This is a genomic window from Streptomyces yunnanensis (assembly GCF_029011865.1).
In the GTDB taxonomy this organism is placed as follows: Bacteria; Actinomycetota; Actinomycetes; order Streptomycetales; family Streptomycetaceae; genus Streptomyces; species Streptomyces yunnanensis.
The window spans coordinates 6,941,449-6,963,111 of the sequence record NZ_CP095749.1 but is presented as its reverse complement, the minus strand read 5'-3'; the positions used below and the strand labels follow the sequence as shown (position 1 = coordinate 6,963,111).

Sequence of the window (21,663 nt, the reverse complement as noted above, 5' to 3'; positions counted from 1 at the left end):
ACGTTCAAGGGCGAGCGAAACGGAGCAGTCCATGGGTGAGCAGAGCACGACCACGTTCCCGCAGGAGATCCTCGATCAGTGGGCCGGCATCGGGGTCGACCTGCCCGCCCTGTTCTCCGCCGGGCACCTCGGCGAACGCATGAGCGTCCAGGTCACCGAGGCCGCCCCGGAGCGCGTCGTCGGCACCATGCCCGTCGAGGGCAACACCCAGCCCTACGGGCTGCTGCACGGCGGCGCCTCCGCCGTCCTGGCCGAGACCCTCGGCTCCGTCGGGGCCATGCTCCACGGCGGCCCCACCAAGGCGGCCGTCGGCGTCGACCTCAACTGCACCCACCACCGCGGCATCCGCTCCGGACTGGTCACCGGCGTCGCCACTCCCGTACACCGCGGCCGGTCCACCACCACCTACGAGATCGTCATCACCGACGAGCAGGACAAGCGGGTCTGCACCGCCCGTCTGACCTGTCTGCTGCGCGACGCCGACCCCGCCATGTACCGCGCCTGACGTCGCATATCAGCCACCCGGCCGGCGCCCCGCCGCCCGCCGCCACGGCCCCGCACCCGGACCCCCGGGAGCGGGGCCGTCCGCATTCCCGTAACGCTGCGTCACAGTCGCGCCCCGCGCCCGCCGCGCCGGACGCCCGCCACCTCCGCCAATCCGACGCCGGCCCCGCGCCGCGCCGACACACCGTCAAACCACCGCCAGAAGTGCGAGTTCGCCCTCCGCTCAGCGCCCGATCGCCCTGTAAGGACCATAACGGCAAAACGCTCATCGAAGGTCATAACAAGAGCGTCACAAGCTCGACGGCGTCAGTTCCGACCCGGCGGTCGGCACTCTAGAGTTCACCGCCAGTCACCGCACCGCCGGGCGCGCTGCGAGCACGGAACCTGTACCGCACCGTACGGCCCGGCGCGCGAACCGGCCAGGCGTGCAGCCGCGGCCGCGGCCAAGGAAAGGACTGATCGTGCGTCACCGTTCCTTGCTCCTCCTCACCACCGCACTCACCACCGGCGCCCTCACCCTCACCGCCTGCGGATCCCGCGGCGACAACAAGAACGCCGACGGCCACCACACCACCGTCGTCATCGGCGTCGACGCCCCGACCACCGGCGAACTCTCCGCCCTCGGCCTCGGCATCCGCAACTCCGCCCAACTCGCCGTCGACACCGCCAACAAAAACGGCGAAATCAAAGGCGTCACCTTCAAACTCGAACCCCTCGACGACAAGGCACTGCCCAACGTCGGCCAACAGAACGCCACCAAACTCGCCGGCGACAAAGACGTCCTCGGCATCGTCGGCCCGCTCAACTCCGGCGTCGCCCAATCCATGCAACAAGTCTCCCAACAAAACGGCCTCACCCTCATATCCCCCGCCAACACCACCCCCGACCTCACCCAGGGCAAGAACTGGAAAGAGAACAAACGCGCCAGGCAATTCCCCACGTACTTCCGCACCGCCACCACCGACGAAGTACAAGGCGCCTTCGACGGCCAATACGCCTGGGAGAAAATGAAGGCCAAGAGGGCCTACGTCATCGACGACCAGAAGACCTACGGCACCGGCCTCGCCTCCTCCTTCAAGGACCAGTTCACCAAACTCGGCGGCACCATCGTCGGCACCGAACACATCAGCCCCGACGACCGCGACTTCAAAGCCGTGGTCTCCAAGGTCCGCTCAGCCACCCCCGACATGGTCTTCTACGGCGGCGAATACCCCGCCTCCGGCCCACTCAGCCAACAACTCAAGGACGGCGGCGTCACCGCCCCCCTCATGGGCGGCGACGGCATGTACAGCGCCGACTACATCAAACTCAACAAAAAAGCCCAGGGCGACTACGCCTCCTCGGTCGGCAAACCCGTCGAACAGCTCGCCTCCGCCAAGAAGTTCATCGCCGACTACAAAGCCGCCGGCTTCAAAGAACCCTACGAGGCATACGGCGGCTCCACCTACGACGCCACCTGGGCCCTCATCCAAGCCGTCAAGAAAGTCGTCGCCGACAACAACGGCAAACTCCCCGACGACGCCCGCAAGAAAATCCCCACCGCCCTGAACACCGTCACCTTCGACGGCGTCACCGGCCACGTCGCCTTCGACAAATACGGCGACACCACCAACACCATGATCACCGCCTACCAGGTCGACAAGGGCGCCTGGGTCTCCCGCTTCAGCGCCGAATTCAAGAAATTCGACAAGAGCTGACCGCCCACCCCGGCGCCCCGGGCCGCGCCCCACCCCGGCGCGGCCCCCCGCACCACGGCACCACGGCACCACGGAAACGCCCACCTTCCCATCCCACGGAGGCCCCGCGGTGACCGAACTGCCGCAACAGCTGGCCAACGGACTCATCCTCGGCGCGATGTACGGCCTCATCGCGATCGGCTACACGATGGTCTACGGCATCGTCCAGCTCATCAACTTCGCCCACGGCGAGATCTTCATGGTCGGCGGATTCGGCGCCCTCACCGTCTACCTCGCCCTCCCCACCAACACCCCCCTCGCCCTCGCCCTCCCCACCATGCTCCTCGGCGGCATCGCGACATCCGTCCTCATCGCCATCGCCGCCGAACGCTTCGCCTACCGCCCGCTCCGCGGCGCCCCCCGCCTCGCCCCCCTCATCACCGCCATCGGCCTGTCCATCGCCCTCCAACAAGCCATCTGGAAGTGGTACCCCGACGGCAAACAGGCCCGCGTCTTCCCCCAGTTCAAAGGCCACGCCCTCGACATCCTCGGCGCCACCGTCCAACGCGGCGACCTCTTCGTCCTCATCGCCGCCCCCCTGTGCATGACCGCCCTCGGCCTCTACGTCACCCGCACCCGCAGCGGCCGCGCCATGCAAGCCACCGCGCAGGACCCCGACACCGCCCGCCTCATGGGCATCAACACCGACCGCATCATCGTCCTCGCCTTCGCCATCGGCGCCGCCTTCGCCGGCGTCGCCGCCGTCGCCTACGGCCTGCGCACCGGCGAAGTCCAATTCCGCATGGGCTTCATCATGGGCCTCAAAGCCTTCACCGCCGCCGTCCTCGGCGGCATCGGCAACATCTACGGCGCCATGCTCGGCGGCATCGTCCTCGGCATCGCCGAAGCCCTCGCCACCGCCTACATCGAACACATCCCCGGCATGCAGCAATTCGGCGGCGGCGCCTGGAAAGACGTCTGGGCCTTCGTCCTCCTCATCCTCGTACTCCTCCTGCGGCCCCAGGGGCTCCTGGGCGAACGCGTCGCGGATCGGGCGTGATACCGATGACCACAACCACCGCCCAGCCCAAGGGCCTCCTCCCCCTCCCCGCCCGCACCGCCCACCTCACCACCGCCACCGGCGCCCTCGCCACCGCCGCCACCACCGGCCTCGCCTGGACCTGGACCAGCGACTTCCCCGGCGACCTCACCTACTACGGCGCCCCCGCCGGCCTCCAACTCGTCACCCTCACCGGCGCCCTCCTCACCCTGCTCCTCGCCGCCTCCGCACACGGCCTCCCCGGACTGCGCTGGCTCACCCCCGCCGGCCGCACCGCCCCCACCCTCCTCGCCGCCCTCGGCACCTTCGCCACCACCGCCTTCACCCTCACCGCCATCGCCATCCAACTCGGCGGCCTGGTGAACCTCGAACCCGGCGGCTACCTCGCCGGCGCCACCGCCCTCCTCACCCTCATCGGCGCCCTCGGCCTACCCCCCGACCACCCCACCGACCCCACCCCCACCACCCCACGACAACGCCTCACCGCAGCCCTCATCGCCGGCCCCCCACGCCCCGCCACCCGCCAACTCCCCACCTGGGCCGAGCACCTGACCATCACCGCCGCCTTCGCCGCCGCACTCCTCGCCTTCACCTACGGCATCGACACCGACGACGGCGCCCCCTTCATCGGCTACCTCCTCCTCGTCGCCCTCGCCGTCCCCGCCCTCCACCGCGCCGGACTCCTCGCCCGCCTCACCGCCCTCACCCACCGACACCGCGGCACCGCCCTGGCCGCCGCCTTCCTCGCCGCCACGGCCTTCCCCTTCACCCAGGACACCGACCAATACACCCTCATCGGCGCCAACATCCTGATCTTCGCCACCGTCGCCCTGGGCCTCAACGTCGTCGTCGGCCTCGCCGGACTCCTCGACCTCGGCTACGTCGCCTTCCTCGGCGTCGGCGCCTACGCCGCAGCCCTCGTCTCCGGCTCCCCCGAATCCGCCCTCGGCCTCCACTTCCCCTTCTGGGCAGCCCTGCTCACCGGCGCCGCCGCCTCCCTCGCCTTCGGCGTCCTCATCGGCGCCCCCACCCTCCGCCTCCGCGGCGACTACCTCGCCATCGTCACCCTCGGCTTCGGCGAGATCTTCCGCATCGCCATGCTCAACCTCAACGGCACCACCGGCCCCGACATCACCAACGGCGCCATGGGCATCCCCAACATCCCCAACCTGGAAATCCTCGGCTTCAACTTCGGCGAACCCCACCACATCCTCGGCATCCCCATCGCCCCCTACGGCAACTACTACCTGCTGATGATCCTCGTCACCGCCCTCGTCGTCCTCGTCTTCCGCCGCGCCGCCGCCTCCCGCATCGGCCGCGCCTGGATCGCCATTCGCGAGGACGAAACCGCAGCCGTCGCCATGGGCATCAACAGCTTCCGCCTCCGCCTCCTCGCCTTCGCCCTCGGCGCCGCCCTCGCCGGACTCGCCGGAACCGTCCATGCACACGTAGTAACGACCGCCACCCCCGAACAATTCCAGTTCGCCGGCCCCCAACCCCCCAACTCCGCCTTCCTCCTCGCCGCCGTCATCCTCGGCGGCATGGGCACCCTCAGCGGACCCCTCGTCGGCGCCGCCCTCCTCTTCCTCATCCCCGCCAAACTCGACTTCCTCCAGGACTACCAACTCCTCCTCTTCGGCATCGCCCTCGTCCTCCTCATGCGCCTCCGCCCTGAAGGACTCATCCCCGACCGCCGCAAACGACTCGAATTCCACGACACCGACCGCCCCGACACCCCCGACCCCGGAAACCCCCCGACGGGACTCAACGGGAACCCCACCGACCCCACCGGCCCCCTCGGCACCGCCCAGGCAAAGGGGTGACCCCCATGACCACGCCCACACCCACCACCAACCCCACCCCGCCACCCGCCACCCACCCCCTCCTCCAAGCCACCGACGTCACCATGCGCTTCGGCGGCCTCACCGCAGTGCAAGGCGTCGACCTCACCGTCCACACCGGCGAAATCGTTGGCCTCATCGGCCCCAACGGCGCCGGCAAAACCACCTTCTTCAACTGCCTCACCGGCCTCTACACCCCCACCGAAGGCACCGTCGCCTACCGCGGCACCCGCCTCTCCCGCAAACCCCACCTCGTCACCCAGGCAGGCATCGCCCGCACCTTCCAGAACATCCGCCTCTTCGCCAACATGACCGTCCTGGAAAACGTCCTCGTAGGACGCCACACCCGCACCAAAGAAGGACTCTGGTCCGCCCTCCTCCGCACCCCCGCCTTCACCCGCGCCGAACACCACAGCACCCAACGCGCCCTCGAACTCCTCGACTTCACCGGCCTCGCCCTCAAACGCGACCACCTCGCCCGCAACCTCCCCTACGGCGAACAACGCAAGCTCGAAATCGCCCGCGCCCTCGCCAGCGAACCCGGACTCCTCCTCCTCGACGAACCCACCGCCGGCATGAACCCCCAAGAAACCCGCGCCACCCAGGACCTCGTCCACGCCATCCGCGACCACGGCACCGCCGTCCTCGTCATCGAGCACGACATGCGCTTCATCTTCAGCCTCTGCGACCGCGTCGCCGTCCTCGTCCAAGGCCGCAAACTCACCGAAGGCACCCCCCGCACCGTCCAGGCCGACGACCGCGTCATCGCCGCCTACCTCGGCACCACCGACGACAACACCACCCCGGGCGACCCCACCGGAGACACCCCATGACCACCCCCCTCCTCGAAGTCGAGGACCTCCACGTCGCCTACGGCAAGATCGAAGCCGTCAAAGGCATCTCCTTCACCGTCCACGCCGGCCAGGTCGTCACCCTCATCGGCACCAACGGCGCCGGAAAAACCACCACCCTGCGCACCCTCTCCGGCCTCCTCACCCCCCGCACCGGAAAAATCACCTTCGACGGACACCCCCTCGACGACGTCCCCGCCCACAAGATCGTCGAACGCGGCCTCGCCCACTCCCCCGAAGGCCGCCGCCTCTTCCCCCGCCTCACCATCGCCGAGAACCTCCAACTCGGCGCCTTCCTCCGCAAGGACACCCACGGCATCGCCGCCGACATCCAACGCGTCTACGACCTCTTCCCCGTCCTCGGCGAACGCCACCGCCAACCCTCCGGCACCCTCTCCGGCGGCGAACAACAAATGCTCGCCATGGGCCGCGCCCTGATGTCCCGCCCCAAACTCCTCATGCTCGACGAACCCTCCATGGGCCTCTCACCGATCATGATGCGGAAGATCATGGACACCATCCGCGCCCTTCGCGACCAGGGCACCACCATCCTCCTCGTCGAACAGAACGCCCACGCCGCGCTCTCCCTCGCCGACGAGGGCCACGTCATGGAGACCGGCCGCATCGCCCTCTCCGGCACCGGCGCCCACCTCCTCCACGACGCATCCGTCCGCAAGACCTACCTCGGCGAGGACTGACCCCACCCCCGCACGACGCCCACCCACCCCCACCCACAAGGACATCGACGAACCCACAAAAAAACGCCGACGGCGCCCACAGGCACCGCCGGCGATCAACCCCGGAACGGGACGTTGGACCTACTGGCCCTTCCCCTGCTCCTTCGCCTGCTCCTTCTGCTGGTCCTTCTGCTGCTGACGCTCCGCCGCGTCCTGGATGACCGCCTCGGCCACCTGGTGCATCGACAGCCGCCGGTCCATCGACGTCTTCTGGATCCACCGGAACGCGGCCGGCTCCGTCAACCCGTACTGGGTCTGCAGAACGCTCTTCGCCCGGTCCACCAGCTTCCGCGTCTCCAGCCGCTGGGTGAGGTCGACGACCTCCTTCTCCAACGCCCTCAGCTCGGTGAAGCGCGACACCGCCATCTCGATCGCGGGCACGACGTCGCTCTTGCTGAACGGCTTCACCAGGTATGCCATGGCGCCCGCGTCCCGGGCCCGCTCCACCAGCTCGCGCTGCGAGAAAGCGGTCAGCATCAGGACCGGCGCGATGCTCTCCTCGGCGATCTTCTCGGCCGCCGAGATGCCGTCCAGAATCGGCATCTTCACGTCCAGGATCACCAGATCGGGACGGTGCTCGCGGGCCAGCTCCACGGCTTTCTGGCCGTCCCCGGCCTCACCGACGACGGTGTAGCCCTCCTCCTCCAGCATCTCCTTGAGGTCGAGGCGGATGAGTGCCTCGTCCTCGGCGATCACGACGCGCGTGGTCAGCGGCGGGACATGCGACTGATCGCCATCGGCGACAGGCTGCTGGGGCTCGGCGGCGCTCAAGGGGACTCCTCGTTCCAGGCAGGTGGTGCCATTGCAGCCTACCTAGGGGCGGTCATCGTTACTTACACGGTATGGTGTCGTACGCAGCTGGCCCGGTTGGTGGAACTGGTGAGACACGCGGCGCTCAAACCGCCGTGCCCTTTGGGGCATGTGGGTTCGAATCCCACACCGGGCACTCCCTGATCAAACGGAGTTTCACCTTCGCGTGAAATTCGACAGGAATCCTCCCTTCCACGCGCTCCGTCACGCACAGTGACGGTATGCGATTTCACGACACAGACGTACGACAACAGGCGGTTGTCCGGCTCCGCGCGGGGGCGAAAAACGCAGACGTCGCCCGCGCCCTGGGCGTCCCTCTCGGAACCATCAGCTACTGGCGACATATGGATCGCGCCAAACGCGGAGAGTGTCCGGGTCGCCACGACCCCCAATGCCCGCGATGCGACGGCTGCGAGCTCGACGAAGCGGCCTACTCCTACCTCCTGGCGCTCTACCTCGGCGACGGCCACGTCATCCAGTACTCGGGGCACCGCGTGCCGAGCCTCATGATCACGTGCGACGACAACTGGCCCGGGCTCATGGACGACTGCGAGACCGCGATGCAGACGGTCTTCCCCGACAACTCGGTCTGCCGGGCGCGCAAGAAGGGCTGCCACAACGTGAAGGTCTACTCCAAGCACTTATGGTGCATGTTCCCTCAGCACGGCCCCGGCAAGAAGCACGAGCGGCCGATCACCCTCGAAGAGTGGCAGCAGGGAATCGTGGGCGCCCATCCCTGGGAGTTCATCCGGGGGCTCGTGCACTCCGACGGATGTCGGATCACCAACTGGACGACGCGGACGGTCGGCGGCGAGCGCAAGCGCTACGAGTACCCGCGGTACTTCTTCACGAACAAGTCCGCGGACATCCGCCGGCTCTACTCGGAAACGCTGGACAGAGTCGGCGTCGAGTGGAAAACCACCCGGCGCGGCAGTGAGACCTACAACATCTCCGTCGCCAAGCGCGCCTCCGTGGCGCTCATGGATCAACACATCGGGCCGAAGTACTGACAGGGACGGCAGTCAGGTACCTCGGCCCAGCTCTTCGTGGTGCGGTGTGTCGCCGTGTGTGGTGGCGCGGGGTTACCGCGGGGGGTGGATGTCGTCCTCGCCGATGTGGTGGACGCGGACGAGGTTGGTGGAGCCGGGGACCCCGGGCGGGGAGCCGGCGGTGATGATGACGACGTCGCCCTTCTTGCAGCGGCCGATCTTCAGGAGTTGCTCGTCTACCTGGGCGACCATCTCGTCGGTGGAGTCGACGGTGGGGCCGAGGAAGGTCTCCACGCCCCAGGTGAGGTTGAGTTGGGAGCGGGTGGCGGGGTCGGGGGTGAAGGCGAGGAGGGGGATGGGCGAGCGGTAGCGGGAGAGGCGGCGGACGGTGTCGCCGGACTGGGTGAAGGCGACGAGGAACTTGGCGCCGAGGAAGTCGCCCATTTCGGCGGCGGCTCGGGCGACGGCGCCGCCCTGGGTACGGGGCTTGCTGCGTTCGGTCAGCGGCGGGAGTCCCTTGGCGAGGATGTCCTCCTCGGCGGCCTCGACGATGCGGCTCATGGTGCGGACCGTCTCGGTGGGGAACTTGCCGACGCTGGTCTCGCCGGAGAGCATCACGGCGTCGGTGCCGTCGATGACCGCGTTGGCCACGTCGCTCGCCTCGGCCCTGGTGGGGCGGGAGTTGTCGATCATCGAGTCGAGCATCTGGGTGGCGACGATGACCGGTTTGGCGTTGCGCTTGGCGAGTTTGATGGCGCGCTTCTGGACGATCGGCACGGTTTCCAGGGGCATTTCGACGCCGAGGTCGCCGCGGGCGACCATGATGCCGTCGAAGGCGGCGACGATGTCGTCGATGTTCTCGACGGCCTGGGGCTTTTCGACCTTGGCGATGACGGGGAGGTGGCGGTCCTCCTCGCGCATGATGCGGTGGACGTCCTCGATGTCGCGACCGCTGCGGACGAAGGAGAGGGCGATCACGTCGGCGCCGTAGTGCAGGGCCCAGCGGAGGTCGTCCTGGTCCTTGGCGGAGAGGGCGGGGACGGAGACGGCGACGCCGGGGAGGTTGAGTCCCTTGTGGTCGGAGACCATGCCGCCTTCGATGACCTTGGTGTGGACGCGGGGTCCCTCGACGGCGGTGACTTCGAGGGTGACCTTGCCGTCGTCGACGAGGATGCGTTCGCCGGGGGTGACGTCGCCGGCGAGGCCGGGGTAGGTGGTGCCGCAGGTCTGTCGGTCGCCTTCGATGCCGTCTTCGACGGTGATGGTGAAGGTGTCGTCGCGTTCAAGGAGTACGGGGCCTTCGCGGAATCGGCCCAGGCGGATCTTCGGGCCTTGAAGGTCGGCGAGGATTCCGACACTGCGGCGGGATTCTTCGGATGCTTTGCGGACCCGGTCGAAGCGCGCTTCGTGGTCGGCGTAGGTGCCGTGGCTGAGGTTGAAGCGGGCGATGTCCATTCCGGCGTCGACGAGGGCTTTGATCTGCTCGTACGAGTCGGTGGCGGGTCCCAGTGTGCAGACGATCTTTGCTCGGCGCATGGTTCGACCCTATGACTTACCCGGCGGTAGGGAGCTGTGGAGACATGACTGCTCAACGACCGCTTGGTGAAAGGCTGTTGACAAGTTTTGGAATGGGCGCGAAGCCGCTCCGATGAGCGGAAATTCGGCTTCGCGGGGTGTCGTCTCACAGTGCGGGACGGGTCATGGTGAAGCGTGCGTTGACGCTGGCGTGGACGGTCTGGCGGCGGGGTTCGAGGTCGAGGGCGGGGGCGGATTCGAGGGTGCCGCCGCGGGCGCCGGCGGGGGCCGCGTAGCCGTAGCCCTGTTGGTGGGGCTGGCTCTCGGCGCCGACGTCGGCGATTTCGAGGACGGCGTCGAGGTGGGCGCCGAGGGCCTCGGCGTACTCGCGGGCGCGTTGGACGGCTTCGTGGACGGCTTGGGTGCGGGCGCTGCGGTGGGCGGGCGAGTCGGGGCGGAGGGCCCACCAGGGGCCGTCGACGCGGGTGAGTTCGAGGTCGGCCAGGCGGGTGGTGAGTTCGCCGAGGGCGGTGAAGTCGTTGAGGGTGGCGGTGAGGGTGACGCGTCCGTGGTAGGCGCGGATGCGTTCGTGGCGGCCTTTGTCGGTGAGTTCGGGGGTGAGGGTGAAGCTGCCGGTTTCGAGTTGTTCGACGGCGTCGGCGTAGCTCTTGATGAGGGTGAGGGCGTGTTCGTTGCGGCGGGTGAGGTCGGTGAGGGCGGCGGTGCGGTCGGTGCCACGGGCGCTGACGGTGACGGTGATGCGGGCGATTTCGGGATCGACTTCGAGGCGGGCTTCGCCGCGGACGGCGAGGCGGGGGGCGTCGGGGGTGCCGTAGGGGAGGGCGGGGGCGGTGGGGTCGGTCATGGGTGGCGGGTGTCCTTTCGGTGCCGGGGCCGGGGTGGTGGGGCCGGGGTTGCAGGGTTGCACAGGGGGCGGGGTGGGGGTGGTCATCGGATCGCCATCCGCGGGGGGTGTTGCGCGGGGGTCGGCTGGGCCAGAATCTACGCGCGTTGCCCGGGCCGGGTGTCCGGGGCGGTCGTGCGCGGTGTGCGCATGGACATCTGCCGTGTTCTTTCTGGGAGTTGGTATGACGTTCGACCGGAGGAAGTTCCTGGGTGGTTCCGTGGTGACGGGGGCGGCGGTGGTGCTCGCGGGGGCGGGTGCGCCGGCGGCGTCCGCGTCGGCGGTGCCGGTCCGGAAGGAGGGCGGTGCGGGCCGGGGGCGGTACGCGTTCACGGTGATGGGGACGACGGATCTGCACGGGAACGTCTTCAACTGGGATTACGCCACGAACGCCGAGTTCGACGACAAGGACCACAACGATGTGGGGCTGGCGAAGATTTCCACGCTGGTGAATGACGTCCGCCGGGCGAAGGGGCGGGAGAACACCCTGCTGATCGACGCGGGTGACACCATTCAGGGGACGCAGCTGGCGTATTACTACGCGAAGGTGGATCCGATCACCGGTCCGCATGGTCCGGTGCATCCGATGGCCCGGGCGATGAACGCGATGGGCTATGACGCGGCGGCGCTGGGGAATCACGAGTTCAATTACGGGATTCCGGTGCTGCGGAAGTTCGAGGAGAGCTGCCGTTTTCCGCTGCTGGGGGCGAATGCGGTGGATGCCAGGACGCTGCGGCCGGCGTTCCGGCCGTATGTGATCAAGCGTTTGCGGACGCCGCGGGGGCGGGATGTGCGGGTGGCGGTGCTGGGCCTGACGAATCCGGGGATCGCGATCTGGGACAAGGCGAACGTGCAGGGGAAGCTGGCGTTTCCGGGGCTTGAGGAGCAGGCCGCGAAGTGGGTGCCGAAGTTGCGGTCGATGGGTGCCGATGTGGTGATCGTGGCGGCGCATTCGGGAGCCAGCGGCTCGTCGTCGTACGGGGATCAGTTGCCGTATGTGGAGAACGCGGCGGCGTTGGTGGCGGAGCAGGTGCCGGGGATCGATGCGATTTTGGTGGGGCATGCGCATGTGGAGATCCCGGAGCGGCGGGTGGTGAACAAGGCGACCGGCCGGGAGGTGGTGTTGTCGGAGCCGTTGAAGTGGGGGCAGCGGTTGACGTGCTTCGACGTGGAGGTGGAGTGGCGTCGGGGCCGTTGGGCGGTGGCGTCGGTGGCGTCGAAGGTGCTGAATTCCAACGCGGTGGCGGAGGATCCGCGGATCACGGGGATGTTGCGGGCGGAGCACGCCAAGGTCGTGGCGTATGTGAACCGGGTGATCGGGAAGTCGAAGGCGGAGATGTCGGCGGCCGAGGCGCCGGTGAAGGACACGCCGATTCTGGATTTCATCGCGTTCGTGCAGGCGGATGCGGTGCGTAAGGCGCTTTCCGGGTCGGCGAACGCGTCGTTGCCGGTGTTGTCGCAGGCGTCGTGTTTTTCTCGGTCGGCGACGGTCCCGGTGGGGGATGTGTCGATCCGGTCGATGGCGGCGTTGTATCCGTTCGACAACACCTTGGAGGCACGGGTGTTGACGGGGAAGCAGTTGCGGGAGTACCTGGAGTTCTCGGCGCGGTATTACGTGCAGACGGCGCCGGGGGGTCCGGTGGATCCGTCGCGGATCACCAATGCGGACGGTACGCCGGATTACAACTACGACGCGGTGAGCGGGGTTTCGTACGAGATCGATATTGCGCAGCCGGTGGGTCGCCGGATCGGGAAGTTGACGTTCGGGGGGAAGCCGGTGGCGGATGCCGCGCGGTTCGTGCTGGCGGTGAACAACTACCGGGCGAGTGGGGGTGGTGGTTTTCCGCATGTGGCGTCGGCCGAGCAGGTGTGGTCGACGTCGGAGGAGATCCGGAACCTGATCATCGCGTGGGTGGAGGCGAGTGGGGTGATCGATCCGGCGGCGTTCGCTTCGGTGGAGTGGAAGCTGACGCGGGAGGGGGTGCCGGTGTTCTAGGGCCTGTCCGGCCCTGAGGCAGGGGACGGCCCTTGGGGCTGTGTCGTTGTGGTGCGGCGGCCCGCCCCTCTCCCCCGGTCCGGGTTGGTTCGGTCGGGGTGGGAGGGGCGGTGGCGTTCAGTGGCGCGGGACGAGCGTGGAGCCCTGGCGGGGGACGGTGCCGGTGCGGCGGGTCGGGGGGTGGGCGAGGCCGAAGGTGGTGAAGGCGGTGCGGGGTGGGAGGGGGTAGGTGGGCTTGGCGGTCAGGGAGTTGAGGATGGTGGCGCTGCGCCAGGCGGCGAGGCCGAGGTCGGGGGTGCCGACGCCGTGGGTGTGGCGTTCGGCGTTTTGGACGTAGAGGGAGCCGGTGATGGCGGGGTCGAGGACGAGGCGGTGGTGTTCGTCGACGCGGGGGCGTTCGGAGGCGTCGCGGCGGAGGTAGGGGTCGAGGGCGGCGAGGAGGGTGTCGAGGCGGCGTTCGCGGTAGCCGGTGGCGAGGACGACGGCGTCGGTGGTGAGGCGGGAGCGGCTGCCTTGTTGGGCGTGTTCGAGGTGGAGTTCGACTTTGGTGGTGCCGACGCGGCCGGCGGTGCGGACCTGGACGCCGGGGGTGAGGACGGCGTTGGGCCAGCCGCCGTCGAGGGTGCGGCGGTAGAGCTCGTCGTGGATGGCGGCGAGGGTGTCGTGGTCGATGCCCTTGTAGAGCTGCCATTGGGCGGGGAGGAGCTCGTCGCGGGCGCGTTCGGGGAGGGCGTGGAAGTAGCGGGTGTAGTCGGGGGTGAAGTGTTCCAGGCCGAGTTTGCTGTATTCCATGGGCGCGAAGGCGGGGGTGCGGGCGAGCCAGTGGAGGTTTTCGCGGCCGGTGGGGCGGGCGCGGAGTTGGTCGAGGAAGATTTCCGCGCCTGACTGGCCGGCGCCGATGACGGTGAGGTGGTCGGCGGCGAGGAGGCGTTCGCGGTGGTCGAGGTAGTCGGCGGAGTGGATGACGGGGACGGTGGGGGCCTCGGCGAGGGGGCGGAGGGGGACGGGGATGTGGGGTGCGGTGCCGATGCCGAGGACGAGGTTGCGGGCGTAGGTGCGGCCGAGGGCTTCGGCTTCGCCGTCGGCGTCGAGTTGGGTGAAGTCGATTTCGAAGAGGTTGCGTTCGTGGTTCCAGCGGACGGCGTCGATGTGGTGGCCGAAGTGGAGGGAGGGGAGGTTTTCGCTGACCCAGCGGCAGTAGGCGTCGTATTCGGCGCGGTGGATGTGGAAGCGCTCGGCGAAGTAGAAGGGGAAGAGGCGTTCGCGGGTTTTGAGGTAGTTGAGGAAGGTCCAGGGGCTGGTGGGGTCGGCGAGGGTGACGAGGTCGGCGAGGAAGGGGACTTGGAGGGTGGCGCCGTCGATGAGGAGGCCGGGGTGCCAGTGGAAGGCGGGGTGCTGGTCGTAGAAGGCGGTGCGGAGCTGGGTGAGGGGGTGGGCGAGGGCGGCGAGGGAGAGGTTGAAGGGGCCGATGCCGATGCCGGCGAGGTCGAGGGGTTGGTCGGGGCCGGGGGTGTCGGTGGCGGTGCCGGGCTCGGTGTGCGGAGGGGTGTTCATCGGGGGGTGTGGCCTTCCACGAGTTTGAGGAGGGTGGTGAGGTCTCCGGGTTGGGTGTGGGGGTTGAGGAGGGTGGCTTTGAGCCAGAGGCCGGTGGGGGTGGTGGCACGGCCGAGGACGGCGTGGCCTTCGGTGAGCAGGGTGCGGCGGATGGTGGCGAGGGTGGCGTCGTCGGCGCCGTGGGGGCGGAAGAGGACGGTGGTGAGGGTGGGGCGGGAGTGGAGTTCGTAGCCGGGGTGGGCGTCGATGAGGTCGGCGAGGGTCCGGGCGGCGGTGAGGGTGCGGTCGACGAGGTCGCCCAGGCCCTGGCGGCCGAGGGCCTTGAGGGTGACGGCGATCTTGAGGATGTCGGGGCGGCGGGTGGTGCGCAGGGAGCGGCCCAGGAGGTCGGGGAGGCCGGCTTCGGTGTCGTCGTCGGCGTTGAGGTAGTCGGCCTGGTGGGCGAGGGGGGTGAGGGTGGTCGGGGTGGGTACGGCGAGGAGGCCGGCGGCGACGGGTTGCCAGCCGAGTTTGTGCAGGTCGACGGTGACGGTGTGGGCGCGGTCGAGGCCGGTCAGGGCGGTGCGGTGGGTGTCGCTGAAGAGGAGCGGGCCGCCGTAGGAGGCGTCGACGTGGAAGCGGGCGCCGTGTTTGTCGGCGAGGTCGGCGAGGGCCGGGAGGGGGTCGAGGGCGCCGGCGTCGGTGGTGCCCGCGGTGGCGGTGAGGAGTACGTGACCGGTGCGGCCGGCGAGTTCGGCGAGGCAGGTGTGGACGGTGGCGGGGTCGAGGGTGCCGTCGGGGGTGGGGAGGGTGAGGGGCTCGGGGAGGCCGAGGAGCCAGGCGGCGCGGTGGATGCTGTGGTGGGCGTTGGCGCCGCAGACGATTCGTAGGGGGCCGGTGGTGTGCGGGGGGCGGGGGGCTTCGCGGGCGAGCAGGACGGCGAGCTGGTTGGACTCGGTGCCGCCGGTGGTGACCAGGGCGTCGGGCTGGTCGGCCGCGGGGTAGACGAGGCCGGCGAGGGCGCGGGCGGTGAGGACTTCGAGTTCGGAGGCGGCCGGGGCCTGGTCCCAGGAGTCCATGGAGGGGTTGAGGGCGCCGGCGGCGAGGTCGGCGGCGGTGGCCAGGGCCAGTGGGGGGCAGTGCAGGTGGGCGGCGCAGTGCGGGTCGGCGGGGTCGGCTGCGCCGGCGGCGAGGGTGTGGACGAGGGTGCGCAGTGCGGTGTGCGGGCCGGCGCCCTGTTCGGGGAGGAGGGGGAGGCAGGCGTCGCGGACGGCCCGGGCGACGGCGTCCGGGCCGCCGGGCGGGAGGGGGCCGGAGCGGTCCTGGGCGCCGGTGGTGAGGGCGTCGAGGACGGTGTCGAGGAAGGGGCGGAGTGCGCGGGGGCCGTCGGCGCCGCCTGCAAGGGCGGTGCCGGCAGGGGCGACTGACATCAAGGGGCTCTTCTTCAAAGGGAGTTGGGTGCATGGGCACCGGGTCTTAGGCCGCCCTAAGTTACTGTCCCGGTACGGCGGGTATCCACCCGTTGCGCCGGTATCACCCGTTCGTGGGATGGGTGTCCCGCAGATGTTCGGTTGCCTGCGGTCTTGCGCACCGTCGAGGAACGGGTGCCGGGCAGGTGACGCGGAGAGGGCGCGGGTGCCGTCGGCGGCCCCTGTGGGCCGACGACACCCGCGCTCCGCGCTAGCTCGCGTTGCCCGCCAGTACCTTCAACGCCCTTCGCAGGTCGTCCAGTTGGTCGTCGAGGGTGCGTCGCAGGGCCGGTGTCGGGTCGCCCTCGGCCAGGCAGCGCTCGCCGTGGCGGAGGGTGGCGTCCTCGACGAGGACGGCGGGGAAGGCGTACCGTCCGGCGGCCTTGGCGAGGGCGGGTCCGCGGCGGGCGGCGAGGGCGGGGACCTCGGCGAAGTAGCGGGCGACGTAGGGGCGGAGCAGGTCCTGCTGCTCGGGGGCCCAGAAGCCGGCGGCGGTGGCGGTGAAGAGGTAGTTGGAGAGTGCGGACTCCTCGTCGGTGGTGAACAGGGCTTCCCAGGCGGCCTGTTTGGCGTCCGGGTCGGGGAGTGCGGCGCGGCAGCGGGCGGCGCCCTCCTGGCCGGTGGCGCTCTGGTCGCGGGCGAGTTCGGCGGCGATGGCGGCGTCGAGTTCGTCGATGGGTGCGGCGCCGAGGGTGGCGAGCCGGCCGAGGATGCGCCAGCGCAGTTCGTGGTCGAGGTCGGGGCCGCCGGGGACGCTGCCGTCGTGGAGCCATTCCTGGAGGCTCTCGGGGCCGGTGGCGCTGTCGATGAAGGCGCGGACGGCGGTCAGCCGCAGTCCGGCTTCGGGGCCGTGGCCGGGGCCTTCGGTGCGGCGCAGGAGGTCGCGGCTGAGGGCGGTGAGGGTGGTCAGGGCGGTGTGTCGGGCGGTGCGGGGGTCGCCTGGTGCGTGCGGGGTCGAGGGGGTCGGGGAGGGGAGGTAGCGGTCGGCGATCTGGGTGCGGGCGAAGGAGAGGACGCCCTGGACGATGGCGAGGTCGGTCTCGTGCGGGAGGTGGGTGCGGGCGGCGTCCAGGTAGGCGGTGGGCGGCAGTTCGCCGTCGCGGACCAGGTCGCGGGCGGCGTTCCAGACGACGGCGCGGGTCAGCGGGTCGGGCAGTCCGGACAGGGCGCGGGCGGCGGTTTCCCAGGAGGCGGCGTCGAAGCGGACCTTGGCGTAGGTGAGGTCGCCGTCGTTGAGGACGACGAGGGCGGGGGCGGCCTGGGGAAAGGTGTGGCGGGTGGGGTGGCCGTCGGCCGGGATGTCCACGTCGAAGCGGTCGCGCAGGGCCAGCCGGTCGGGGTGGCCGGGGTCCGGGTCGTAGGCGCCGACGGCGATGCGGTGCGGGCGGTTGCCGGTGTGTGCGATGTCCAGGTGCCAGGTGCCGGGTTCCTCGGCGACGGCCGGGGTGAGGGTGTCGACGCCGGTGGTGCGCAGCCAGCGTTCGGCCCAGGCGTGGACGTCGCGGTCGGTGGAGCGGGCCAGGGAGTCGATGAAGTCGGCGAGGGTGGCGTTGCCGAAGCGGTGTCGGGCGAAGTGGTCGTTGATGCCGGCGAGGAAGTCCTTCTCCCCCATCCAGGCGACGAGTTGGCGCAGTGCCGAGGCGCCCTTGGCGTAGGAGATGCCGTCGAAGTTGAGGAGGGCGGAGGCGGTGTCGGGGACGTCCTGGGGGGCCGGGGCGACGGGGTGGGTGGAGGGGCGCTGGTCGGCGTCGTAGCCCCAGCCCTTGCGGGCGATGGCGAAGTCGGTCCAGGTGTCGGTGAAGCGGGTGGCTTCGGAGAGCACCTGGTAGCCCATGTACTCGGCGAAGGACTCGTTCAGCCAGATGTCGTCCCACCACTGGAGGGTGACGAGGTCGCCGAACCACATGTGGGCCATCTCGTGGGCGATGACCATGCCGCGGGTCTGGCGCTCGGTGTCGGTGACGGCGGAGCGGAAGACGAATTCGTCGCGGAAGGTGACCAGGCCGGGGTTCTCCATGGCGCCGGCGTTGAACTCGGGGACGAATGCCTGGTCGTAGGAGTCGAAGGGGTAGGGCTCCTGGAAGATCTGGTGGTAGCGGTCGTAGCAGCGGCGGGTGAGGTCGAGGATCTCCTCGGCGTCGGCGTCGAGGTGGGGGGCGAGGCTGGCCCGGCAGTGGATGCCGAAGGGGAGGCCGGCGTGTTCGGTGCGGACGGAGTGCCAGGGGCCGCCGGCGACGGCGACGAGGTAGGTGCTGATGCGCGGGGTGGTGGCGGTCCGCCAGGTGCCGTCGGGGAGTTGTTCGGTGCGGCCGTTGGCGAGCACGGTCCAGGTGGGCGGGGCGGTGACGGTCAGCGCGAAGGTGGCCTTGAGGTCGGGCTGGTCGAAGGCGCCGAAGACGCGTTGGACGTCGTCCATGAAGAGCTGGGTGTAGACGTAGCTCTCGCCGTCGGCGGGGTCGGTGAAGCGGTGCATGCCCTCGCCGGTGCGGGAGTAGCGCATGGTGGCGTCGAGGCGCAGTTCGTGGGGGCCGGGGGTCAGGCCGGTCAGCGGCAGGCGGTTGTCGTCGAGGGCGGTGGGGTCCAGGGGGTGGCCGTCGAGGGTGGCGGTGTGGAGTGCGGCGGGTCTGATCTCGACGAAGGTGTCGCCGGCCGTGCGGGCGGTGAAGTGGACGGTGGTGCGGGAGGCGAACTCCTCGTCGCCGTGGGTGAGGTCGAGGGCGATCTCGTAGTGGTCGACGTGGAGGAGTTGGGCGCGGGCTTCGGCTTCGGGGCGCTGGAGTACGGGCATGCCGTGCAGCTTCCCACGTCGGGGTTGGGGTGGTGCGGGGTATTTCGGCGGGCGGGGTCGGGTGCGCTCGGCGGCGCCGGGCGGGGTGTGCCGGGGGTGGCGGTCGGCGGCGTCATTCCACCGTCGGGGGGTGGGCGGGGTCGGGTATCTGGGTCGACCAGCCGCCGGGGACGCGGCGGTTCTGGCGCTCGCGGAAGCGGGCCGGGGCGAGGCCGACGCGGCGGGTGAACAGGCGGCTGAAGTAGGCGGGGTCGTCGTAGCCGACGCGGCGGGCGACGGCGGCGACGGGGAGTTCGGTGGCGACGAGGAGTTCCTTGGCGCGGCCCAGGCGGATGCCGAGGAGGTAGTCCTTGGGGCTGCAGCCGGCTCCGCGGCGCACCGCGGTGCGCAGTGCGGCGGGGGTCATGCCGTGGCGGGCGGCGTGTTCGGCGACCGAGAGCGAGAGGAAGGCGTCGCGGGCGAGGGCGGCCAGGACGGGTTCGCCGTCGGCGTCGGTGTCGGCGCGGGCGCGGCGCAGGGCGACGAGGAGTTCGTGGACGGCGGCGGCGGTCTCGACGTCCAGGAGGGGGTTGCCGCGGCGGGCGGCTCGGGCGATGCGGCCGATCGCGGTGCGGGCGGGGCCGGTGTCGGTGAGCGGGACGAGGGGTTGGTGCGGGTCGATGTAGCCGAGTTCGGTGTAGGTGGCGGCGGCGGGGCCGGTGAAGTCGACGAAGCTTTCGTCCCAGCCGGTGTCGGGGTCGGCGCCGTAGTGGTGGGGGACGTCGGGGAGGAGCCAGAGGAGGGCGGGGGCGGTGACGGTGCGGCGGTGGCCGTCGGGGGTGGTGAGCCAGCCGCGGCCGGCGCTGATGACGACGGCGACGTGGTGGTCGAGGGTGCGGGGTCCGACGGGGGGCAGGGTGCCGTGTTGCAGGCCGACGCCCAGGCAGACCAGGCCGAGCCGGTGGTGGAGCGGGCTGGGGGTGAAGTAGCGCATCCAGGTGTGGTACATGCCGGCGGGCCTCCCGTCGCCGTGCGCCGCCGCACCGTCCGTACGGCGGCGGTCCGCCACTGTGTCCGGACGGCCGACCGGCCTGCCGCGGTGTCGATCCGTCCAACGGGCATCGATCTTTGTCCATAGACCGGCGGGCCGCCAGGGATGAGGGTGTGGGCGATCGGGGGCCGGCGGGGCGTGACGATCGAGGAGGCGTGCGGTGCGGTTTGCCGTGGGGGAGCGGGACTTCGAGGTGGACGGGCGGCCGGTGCGGCTGCTGTCGGGGGCGTTGCACTACTTCCGGGTGCACGAGGCGCAGTGGGGGCACCGGCTGGCGATGTTGCGGGCGATGGGGCTGAACTGTGTGGAGACGTACGTGCCGTGGAACTGGCACGAGCCGCGGCCGGGCGAGATGCGGGACGTCGGGGCGCTGGGGCGGTTCCTGGACGCGGCGGGGGCGGCGGGGTTGTGGGCGATCGTGCGGCCGGGTCCGTACATCTGCGCGGAGTGGGAGAACGGGGGGTTGCCGGCGTGGTTGACGGGGGCGTTGGGGCGGCGGGTGCGGACCCGGGACGCGGCGTTCCTGCGGGCGGTGGACGGCTGGTGGGAGGTGCTGTTGCCGCAGGTGGTGGCGCGGCAGTGCGACCGGGGTGGGCCGGTGGTGCTGGTCCAGGTGGAGAACGAGTACGGGTCGTACGGGTCGGATGCCGCGTATCTGGCGCATCTGGCGGGGCGGCTCGGCGAGTTGGGGGTGACGGTGCCGCTGTGTACGTCGGACGGGGCGGAGGACCACATGCTGACCGGCGGGAGCGTGCCGGGGGTGTTGGCGACGGTCAATTTCGGGTCGGGGGCGCGGGCGGCGTTCGCGGCGTTGCGCCGGCATCGGACGCGGGGGCCGTTGATGTGCATGGAGTTCTGGTGCGGGTGGTTCGCGCACTGGGGGCGGGCGGGGGTGCCGCGGGCGGCGCGGGACGCGGCTGCGGCGCTGCGGGAGGTGTTGGAGTGCGGGGCGTCGGTGAATGTGTACATGGCGCACGGCGGGACGAGCTTCGGTGGTTGGGCGGGGGCGAACCGGGCGGGTGCGTTGCAGGACGGGGCGTTGTTGCCGACGGTGACGTCGTACGACTACGGGGCGCCGGTGGACGAGCGGGGGCGTCCGACGGAGAAGTTCTGGCGGATGCGGGAGGTGCTGGCCCCGTTCGCGGAGGGGCCGCTGCCGGCGGTGCCGGAGCCGGAGCCGGTGGTGGCGGGGCCGCTGGAGGTGACGCTGTCGGGGTGGCTGTCGGCGGATGCGGTGGTGGCGGCGTTGGGGGATCCGGAGGTGTGCGCGGGGGTGCCGCCGACGTTCGAGGAGTTGGGGGTCGATCGGGGGGTGGTGCGGTATCGGGTGGCGGTGCCGGGGCCGCGGCGGCCGTATCCGCTGCGGGTGGTGGGGTTGCGGGACCGGGCGGTGACGGTGGTGGACGGGGTGCGGGGGCCGGTGCTGGTGGAGGACTGCTCGCCCGATGGCGCCGACGACGGCGGCACGGTGCTGGCGGCGGTGCCGGGGCCTGCGGAGGTGGAGCTGTGGGTGGAGTCGCTGGGGCGGGTCAATTACGGGCCGCGGCTGGGTGAGGCGAAGGGCGTCACGGGCGGGGTGCTGCACGAGCGGCAGTATCTGCACGGGGTGCGGGCGCAGGGGTTGCGGCTGGCGGTGCTGGAGGGGGCGGCGGGGGCCGTGGCGGTGGCCGGCCTGGGGTTCGGTGCGCCGGCGGCGGGGGCGCGCGGGTTGCACCGGGGCACGGTGAGGGTGCCGGCGGGCGGGGTGGGGGATGCGGTGCTGGAGTTGGAGGGGTGGACGCGGGGGTTCGTGTGGGTGGGGGGCTTTCCAGTGGGGCGGTACTGGTCGGCGGGGCCGCAGCGGGGGTTGTTCGTGCCGGGCCCGGTGTTGCGGGAGGGGGTGAACGAGGTGTTGGTGCTGGAGTTGGAGGGGCCGGAGGGCGCCGACGGGGCCGCGCGGGCGCCGCGGCTGGTGCCGTGA

The 21,663-nt window shown here is 70.6% G+C and carries 16 protein-coding genes and 1 tRNA gene; 10 read left to right on the top strand and 7 right to left on the bottom strand.

Annotated elements, in window-relative coordinates; translation table 11 throughout:
* The first annotated feature begins 31 nt into the window (after window positions 1-31).
* The 6 genes from MOV08_RS30360 to MOV08_RS30335 all read left to right on the top strand — a co-directional run bounded on the left by MOV08_RS30360 (window position 32) and on the right by MOV08_RS30335 (window position 6,630).
* Window positions 32-505, top strand: a complete 474-nt coding sequence (locus MOV08_RS30360; protein ID WP_039637501.1) for a PaaI family thioesterase — start codon at window positions 32-34, stop codon at window positions 503-505.
* Window positions 506-980: 475 nt separating this feature from the next.
* Complete coding sequence (locus MOV08_RS30355; protein ID WP_275311932.1) at window positions 981-2,201, top strand: branched-chain amino acid ABC transporter substrate-binding protein; 1,221 nt, start codon at window positions 981-983, stop codon at window positions 2,199-2,201.
* A 109-nt stretch (window positions 2,202-2,310) separates the two neighbouring features.
* Window positions 2,311-3,240, top strand: coding sequence for a branched-chain amino acid ABC transporter permease (locus MOV08_RS30350; RefSeq protein ID WP_039637499.1), 930 nt, complete (start codon window positions 2,311-2,313; stop codon window positions 3,238-3,240).
* Window positions 3,241-3,245: 5 nt separating this feature from the next.
* Window positions 3,246-5,063, top strand: coding sequence for a branched-chain amino acid ABC transporter permease (locus tag MOV08_RS30345; protein ID WP_275309606.1), 1,818 nt, complete (start codon window positions 3,246-3,248; stop codon window positions 5,061-5,063).
* Between the two features lie 5 nt (window positions 5,064-5,068).
* The gene (locus tag MOV08_RS30340) at window positions 5,069-5,914 is read left to right on the top strand and encodes an ABC transporter ATP-binding protein (RefSeq protein WP_275309605.1); all 846 of its coding nucleotides are present in this window, start codon (window positions 5,069-5,071) and stop codon (window positions 5,912-5,914) included.
* The gene (locus MOV08_RS30335) at window positions 5,911-6,630 is read left to right on the top strand and encodes an ABC transporter ATP-binding protein (protein ID WP_275309604.1); all 720 of its coding nucleotides are present in this window, start codon (window positions 5,911-5,913) and stop codon (window positions 6,628-6,630) included. Before MOV08_RS30340 ends, MOV08_RS30335 begins: the two co-directional genes overlap by 4 nt.
* Window positions 6,631-6,750: 120 nt before the next feature.
* On the opposite strand, the gene MOV08_RS30330 is transcribed toward MOV08_RS30335, so the two are convergent.
* Window positions 6,751-7,440, bottom strand: coding sequence for an ANTAR domain-containing response regulator (locus tag MOV08_RS30330; protein ID WP_039637497.1), 690 nt, complete (start codon window positions 7,438-7,440; stop codon window positions 6,751-6,753).
* A gap of 90 nt (window positions 7,441-7,530) precedes the next feature.
* Here MOV08_RS30330 and MOV08_RS30325 point away from each other — a divergent pair.
* Together MOV08_RS30325 and MOV08_RS30320 are read left to right on the top strand one after the other, a co-directional pair.
* Window positions 7,531-7,615 (top strand) — tRNA-Leu (locus tag MOV08_RS30325).
* A gap of 85 nt (window positions 7,616-7,700) precedes the next feature.
* A complete protein-coding gene (locus MOV08_RS30320; RefSeq protein ID WP_275309603.1) occupies window positions 7,701-8,489 on the top strand; it encodes a helix-turn-helix domain-containing protein in 789 nt (262 codons plus the stop codon).
* A gap of 72 nt (window positions 8,490-8,561) precedes the next feature.
* Here the strand turns inward: MOV08_RS30320 and pyk are convergent, their stop codons facing one another.
* Both pyk and MOV08_RS30310 read right to left on the bottom strand, forming a co-directional pair.
* A complete protein-coding gene (gene pyk, locus MOV08_RS30315; protein WP_275309602.1) occupies window positions 8,562-10,004 on the bottom strand; it encodes a pyruvate kinase in 1,443 nt (480 codons plus the stop codon).
* Window positions 10,005-10,149: 145 nt separating this feature from the next.
* Window positions 10,150-10,848 carry an SIMPL domain-containing protein gene (locus MOV08_RS30310; RefSeq protein WP_275309601.1) on the bottom strand — a complete coding sequence of 233 codons (699 nt, stop codon included), beginning with the start codon at window positions 10,846-10,848 and terminating at the stop codon, window positions 10,150-10,152.
* A gap of 223 nt (window positions 10,849-11,071) precedes the next feature.
* On the opposite strand from MOV08_RS30310, the gene MOV08_RS30305 reads away from it, so the two are divergent.
* Window positions 11,072-12,883 (top strand): bifunctional metallophosphatase/5'-nucleotidase, encoded by a 1,812-nt coding sequence (locus MOV08_RS30305; protein ID WP_275309600.1) that lies wholly within the window; start codon window positions 11,072-11,074, stop codon window positions 12,881-12,883.
* Between the two features lie 117 nt (window positions 12,884-13,000).
* On the opposite strand, the gene MOV08_RS30300 is transcribed toward MOV08_RS30305, so the two are convergent.
* The 4 genes from MOV08_RS30300 to MOV08_RS30285 all read right to left on the bottom strand — a co-directional run bounded on the left by MOV08_RS30300 (window position 13,001) and on the right by MOV08_RS30285 (window position 19,661).
* The gene (locus tag MOV08_RS30300; protein ID WP_275309599.1) at window positions 13,001-14,437 is read right to left on the bottom strand and encodes a lysine N(6)-hydroxylase/L-ornithine N(5)-oxygenase family protein; all 1,437 of its coding nucleotides are present in this window, start codon (window positions 14,435-14,437) and stop codon (window positions 13,001-13,003) included.
* Window positions 14,434-15,846, bottom strand: coding sequence for a pyridoxal phosphate-dependent decarboxylase family protein (locus tag MOV08_RS30295; RefSeq protein WP_275309598.1), 1,413 nt, complete (start codon window positions 15,844-15,846; stop codon window positions 14,434-14,436). The genes MOV08_RS30300 and MOV08_RS30295 overlap by 4 nt, the downstream gene beginning before the upstream one ends.
* A 250-nt stretch (window positions 15,847-16,096) precedes the next feature.
* Complete coding sequence (pepN, locus tag MOV08_RS30290; protein WP_275309597.1) at window positions 16,097-18,673, bottom strand: aminopeptidase N; 2,577 nt, start codon at window positions 18,671-18,673, stop codon at window positions 16,097-16,099.
* 112 nt (window positions 18,674-18,785) lie between these two features.
* Window positions 18,786-19,661, bottom strand: a complete 876-nt coding sequence (locus MOV08_RS30285; protein ID WP_039637486.1) for a helix-turn-helix domain-containing protein — start codon at window positions 19,659-19,661, stop codon at window positions 18,786-18,788.
* A 202-nt stretch (window positions 19,662-19,863) separates the two neighbouring features.
* On the opposite strand from MOV08_RS30285, the gene MOV08_RS30280 reads away from it, so the two are divergent.
* A complete protein-coding gene (locus tag MOV08_RS30280) occupies window positions 19,864-21,663 on the top strand; it encodes a beta-galactosidase (protein WP_275309596.1) in 1,800 nt (599 codons plus the stop codon).

Excerpts from the sequence above, each read along its gene's own strand:
- MOV08_RS30360 (WP_039637501.1), top strand. The coding sequence starts at position 32 with ATGGGTGAGCAGAGCACGACCACGTTCCCGCAGGAGATCCTCGATCAG.
- MOV08_RS30345 (WP_275309606.1), top strand. The coding sequence starts at position 3,246 with ATGACCACAACCACCGCCCAGCCCAAGGGCCTCCTCCCCCTCCCCGCC.
- MOV08_RS30340 (WP_275309605.1), top strand. The coding sequence starts at position 5,069 with ATGACCACGCCCACACCCACCACCAACCCCACCCCGCCACCCGCCACC.
- MOV08_RS30335 (WP_275309604.1), top strand. The coding sequence starts at position 5,911 with ATGACCACCCCCCTCCTCGAAGTCGAGGACCTCCACGTCGCCTACGGC.
- MOV08_RS30320 (WP_275309603.1), top strand. The coding sequence starts at position 7,701 with ATGCGATTTCACGACACAGACGTACGACAACAGGCGGTTGTCCGGCTC.
- pyk (WP_275309602.1), bottom strand. The coding sequence starts at position 10,004 with ATGCGCCGAGCAAAGATCGTCTGCACACTGGGACCCGCCACCGACTCG.
- MOV08_RS30310 (WP_275309601.1), bottom strand. The coding sequence starts at position 10,848 with ATGACCGACCCCACCGCCCCCGCCCTCCCCTACGGCACCCCCGACGCC.
- MOV08_RS30305 (WP_275309600.1), top strand. The coding sequence starts at position 11,072 with ATGACGTTCGACCGGAGGAAGTTCCTGGGTGGTTCCGTGGTGACGGGG.
- MOV08_RS30300 (WP_275309599.1), bottom strand. The coding sequence starts at position 14,437 with ATGAACACCCCTCCGCACACCGAGCCCGGCACCGCCACCGACACCCCC.
- MOV08_RS30295 (WP_275309598.1), bottom strand. The coding sequence starts at position 15,846 with ATGTCAGTCGCCCCTGCCGGCACCGCCCTTGCAGGCGGCGCCGACGGC.
- pepN (WP_275309597.1), bottom strand. The coding sequence starts at position 18,673 with ATGCCCGTACTCCAGCGCCCCGAAGCCGAAGCCCGCGCCCAACTCCTC.
- MOV08_RS30285 (WP_039637486.1), bottom strand. The coding sequence starts at position 19,661 with ATGTACCACACCTGGATGCGCTACTTCACCCCCAGCCCGCTCCACCAC.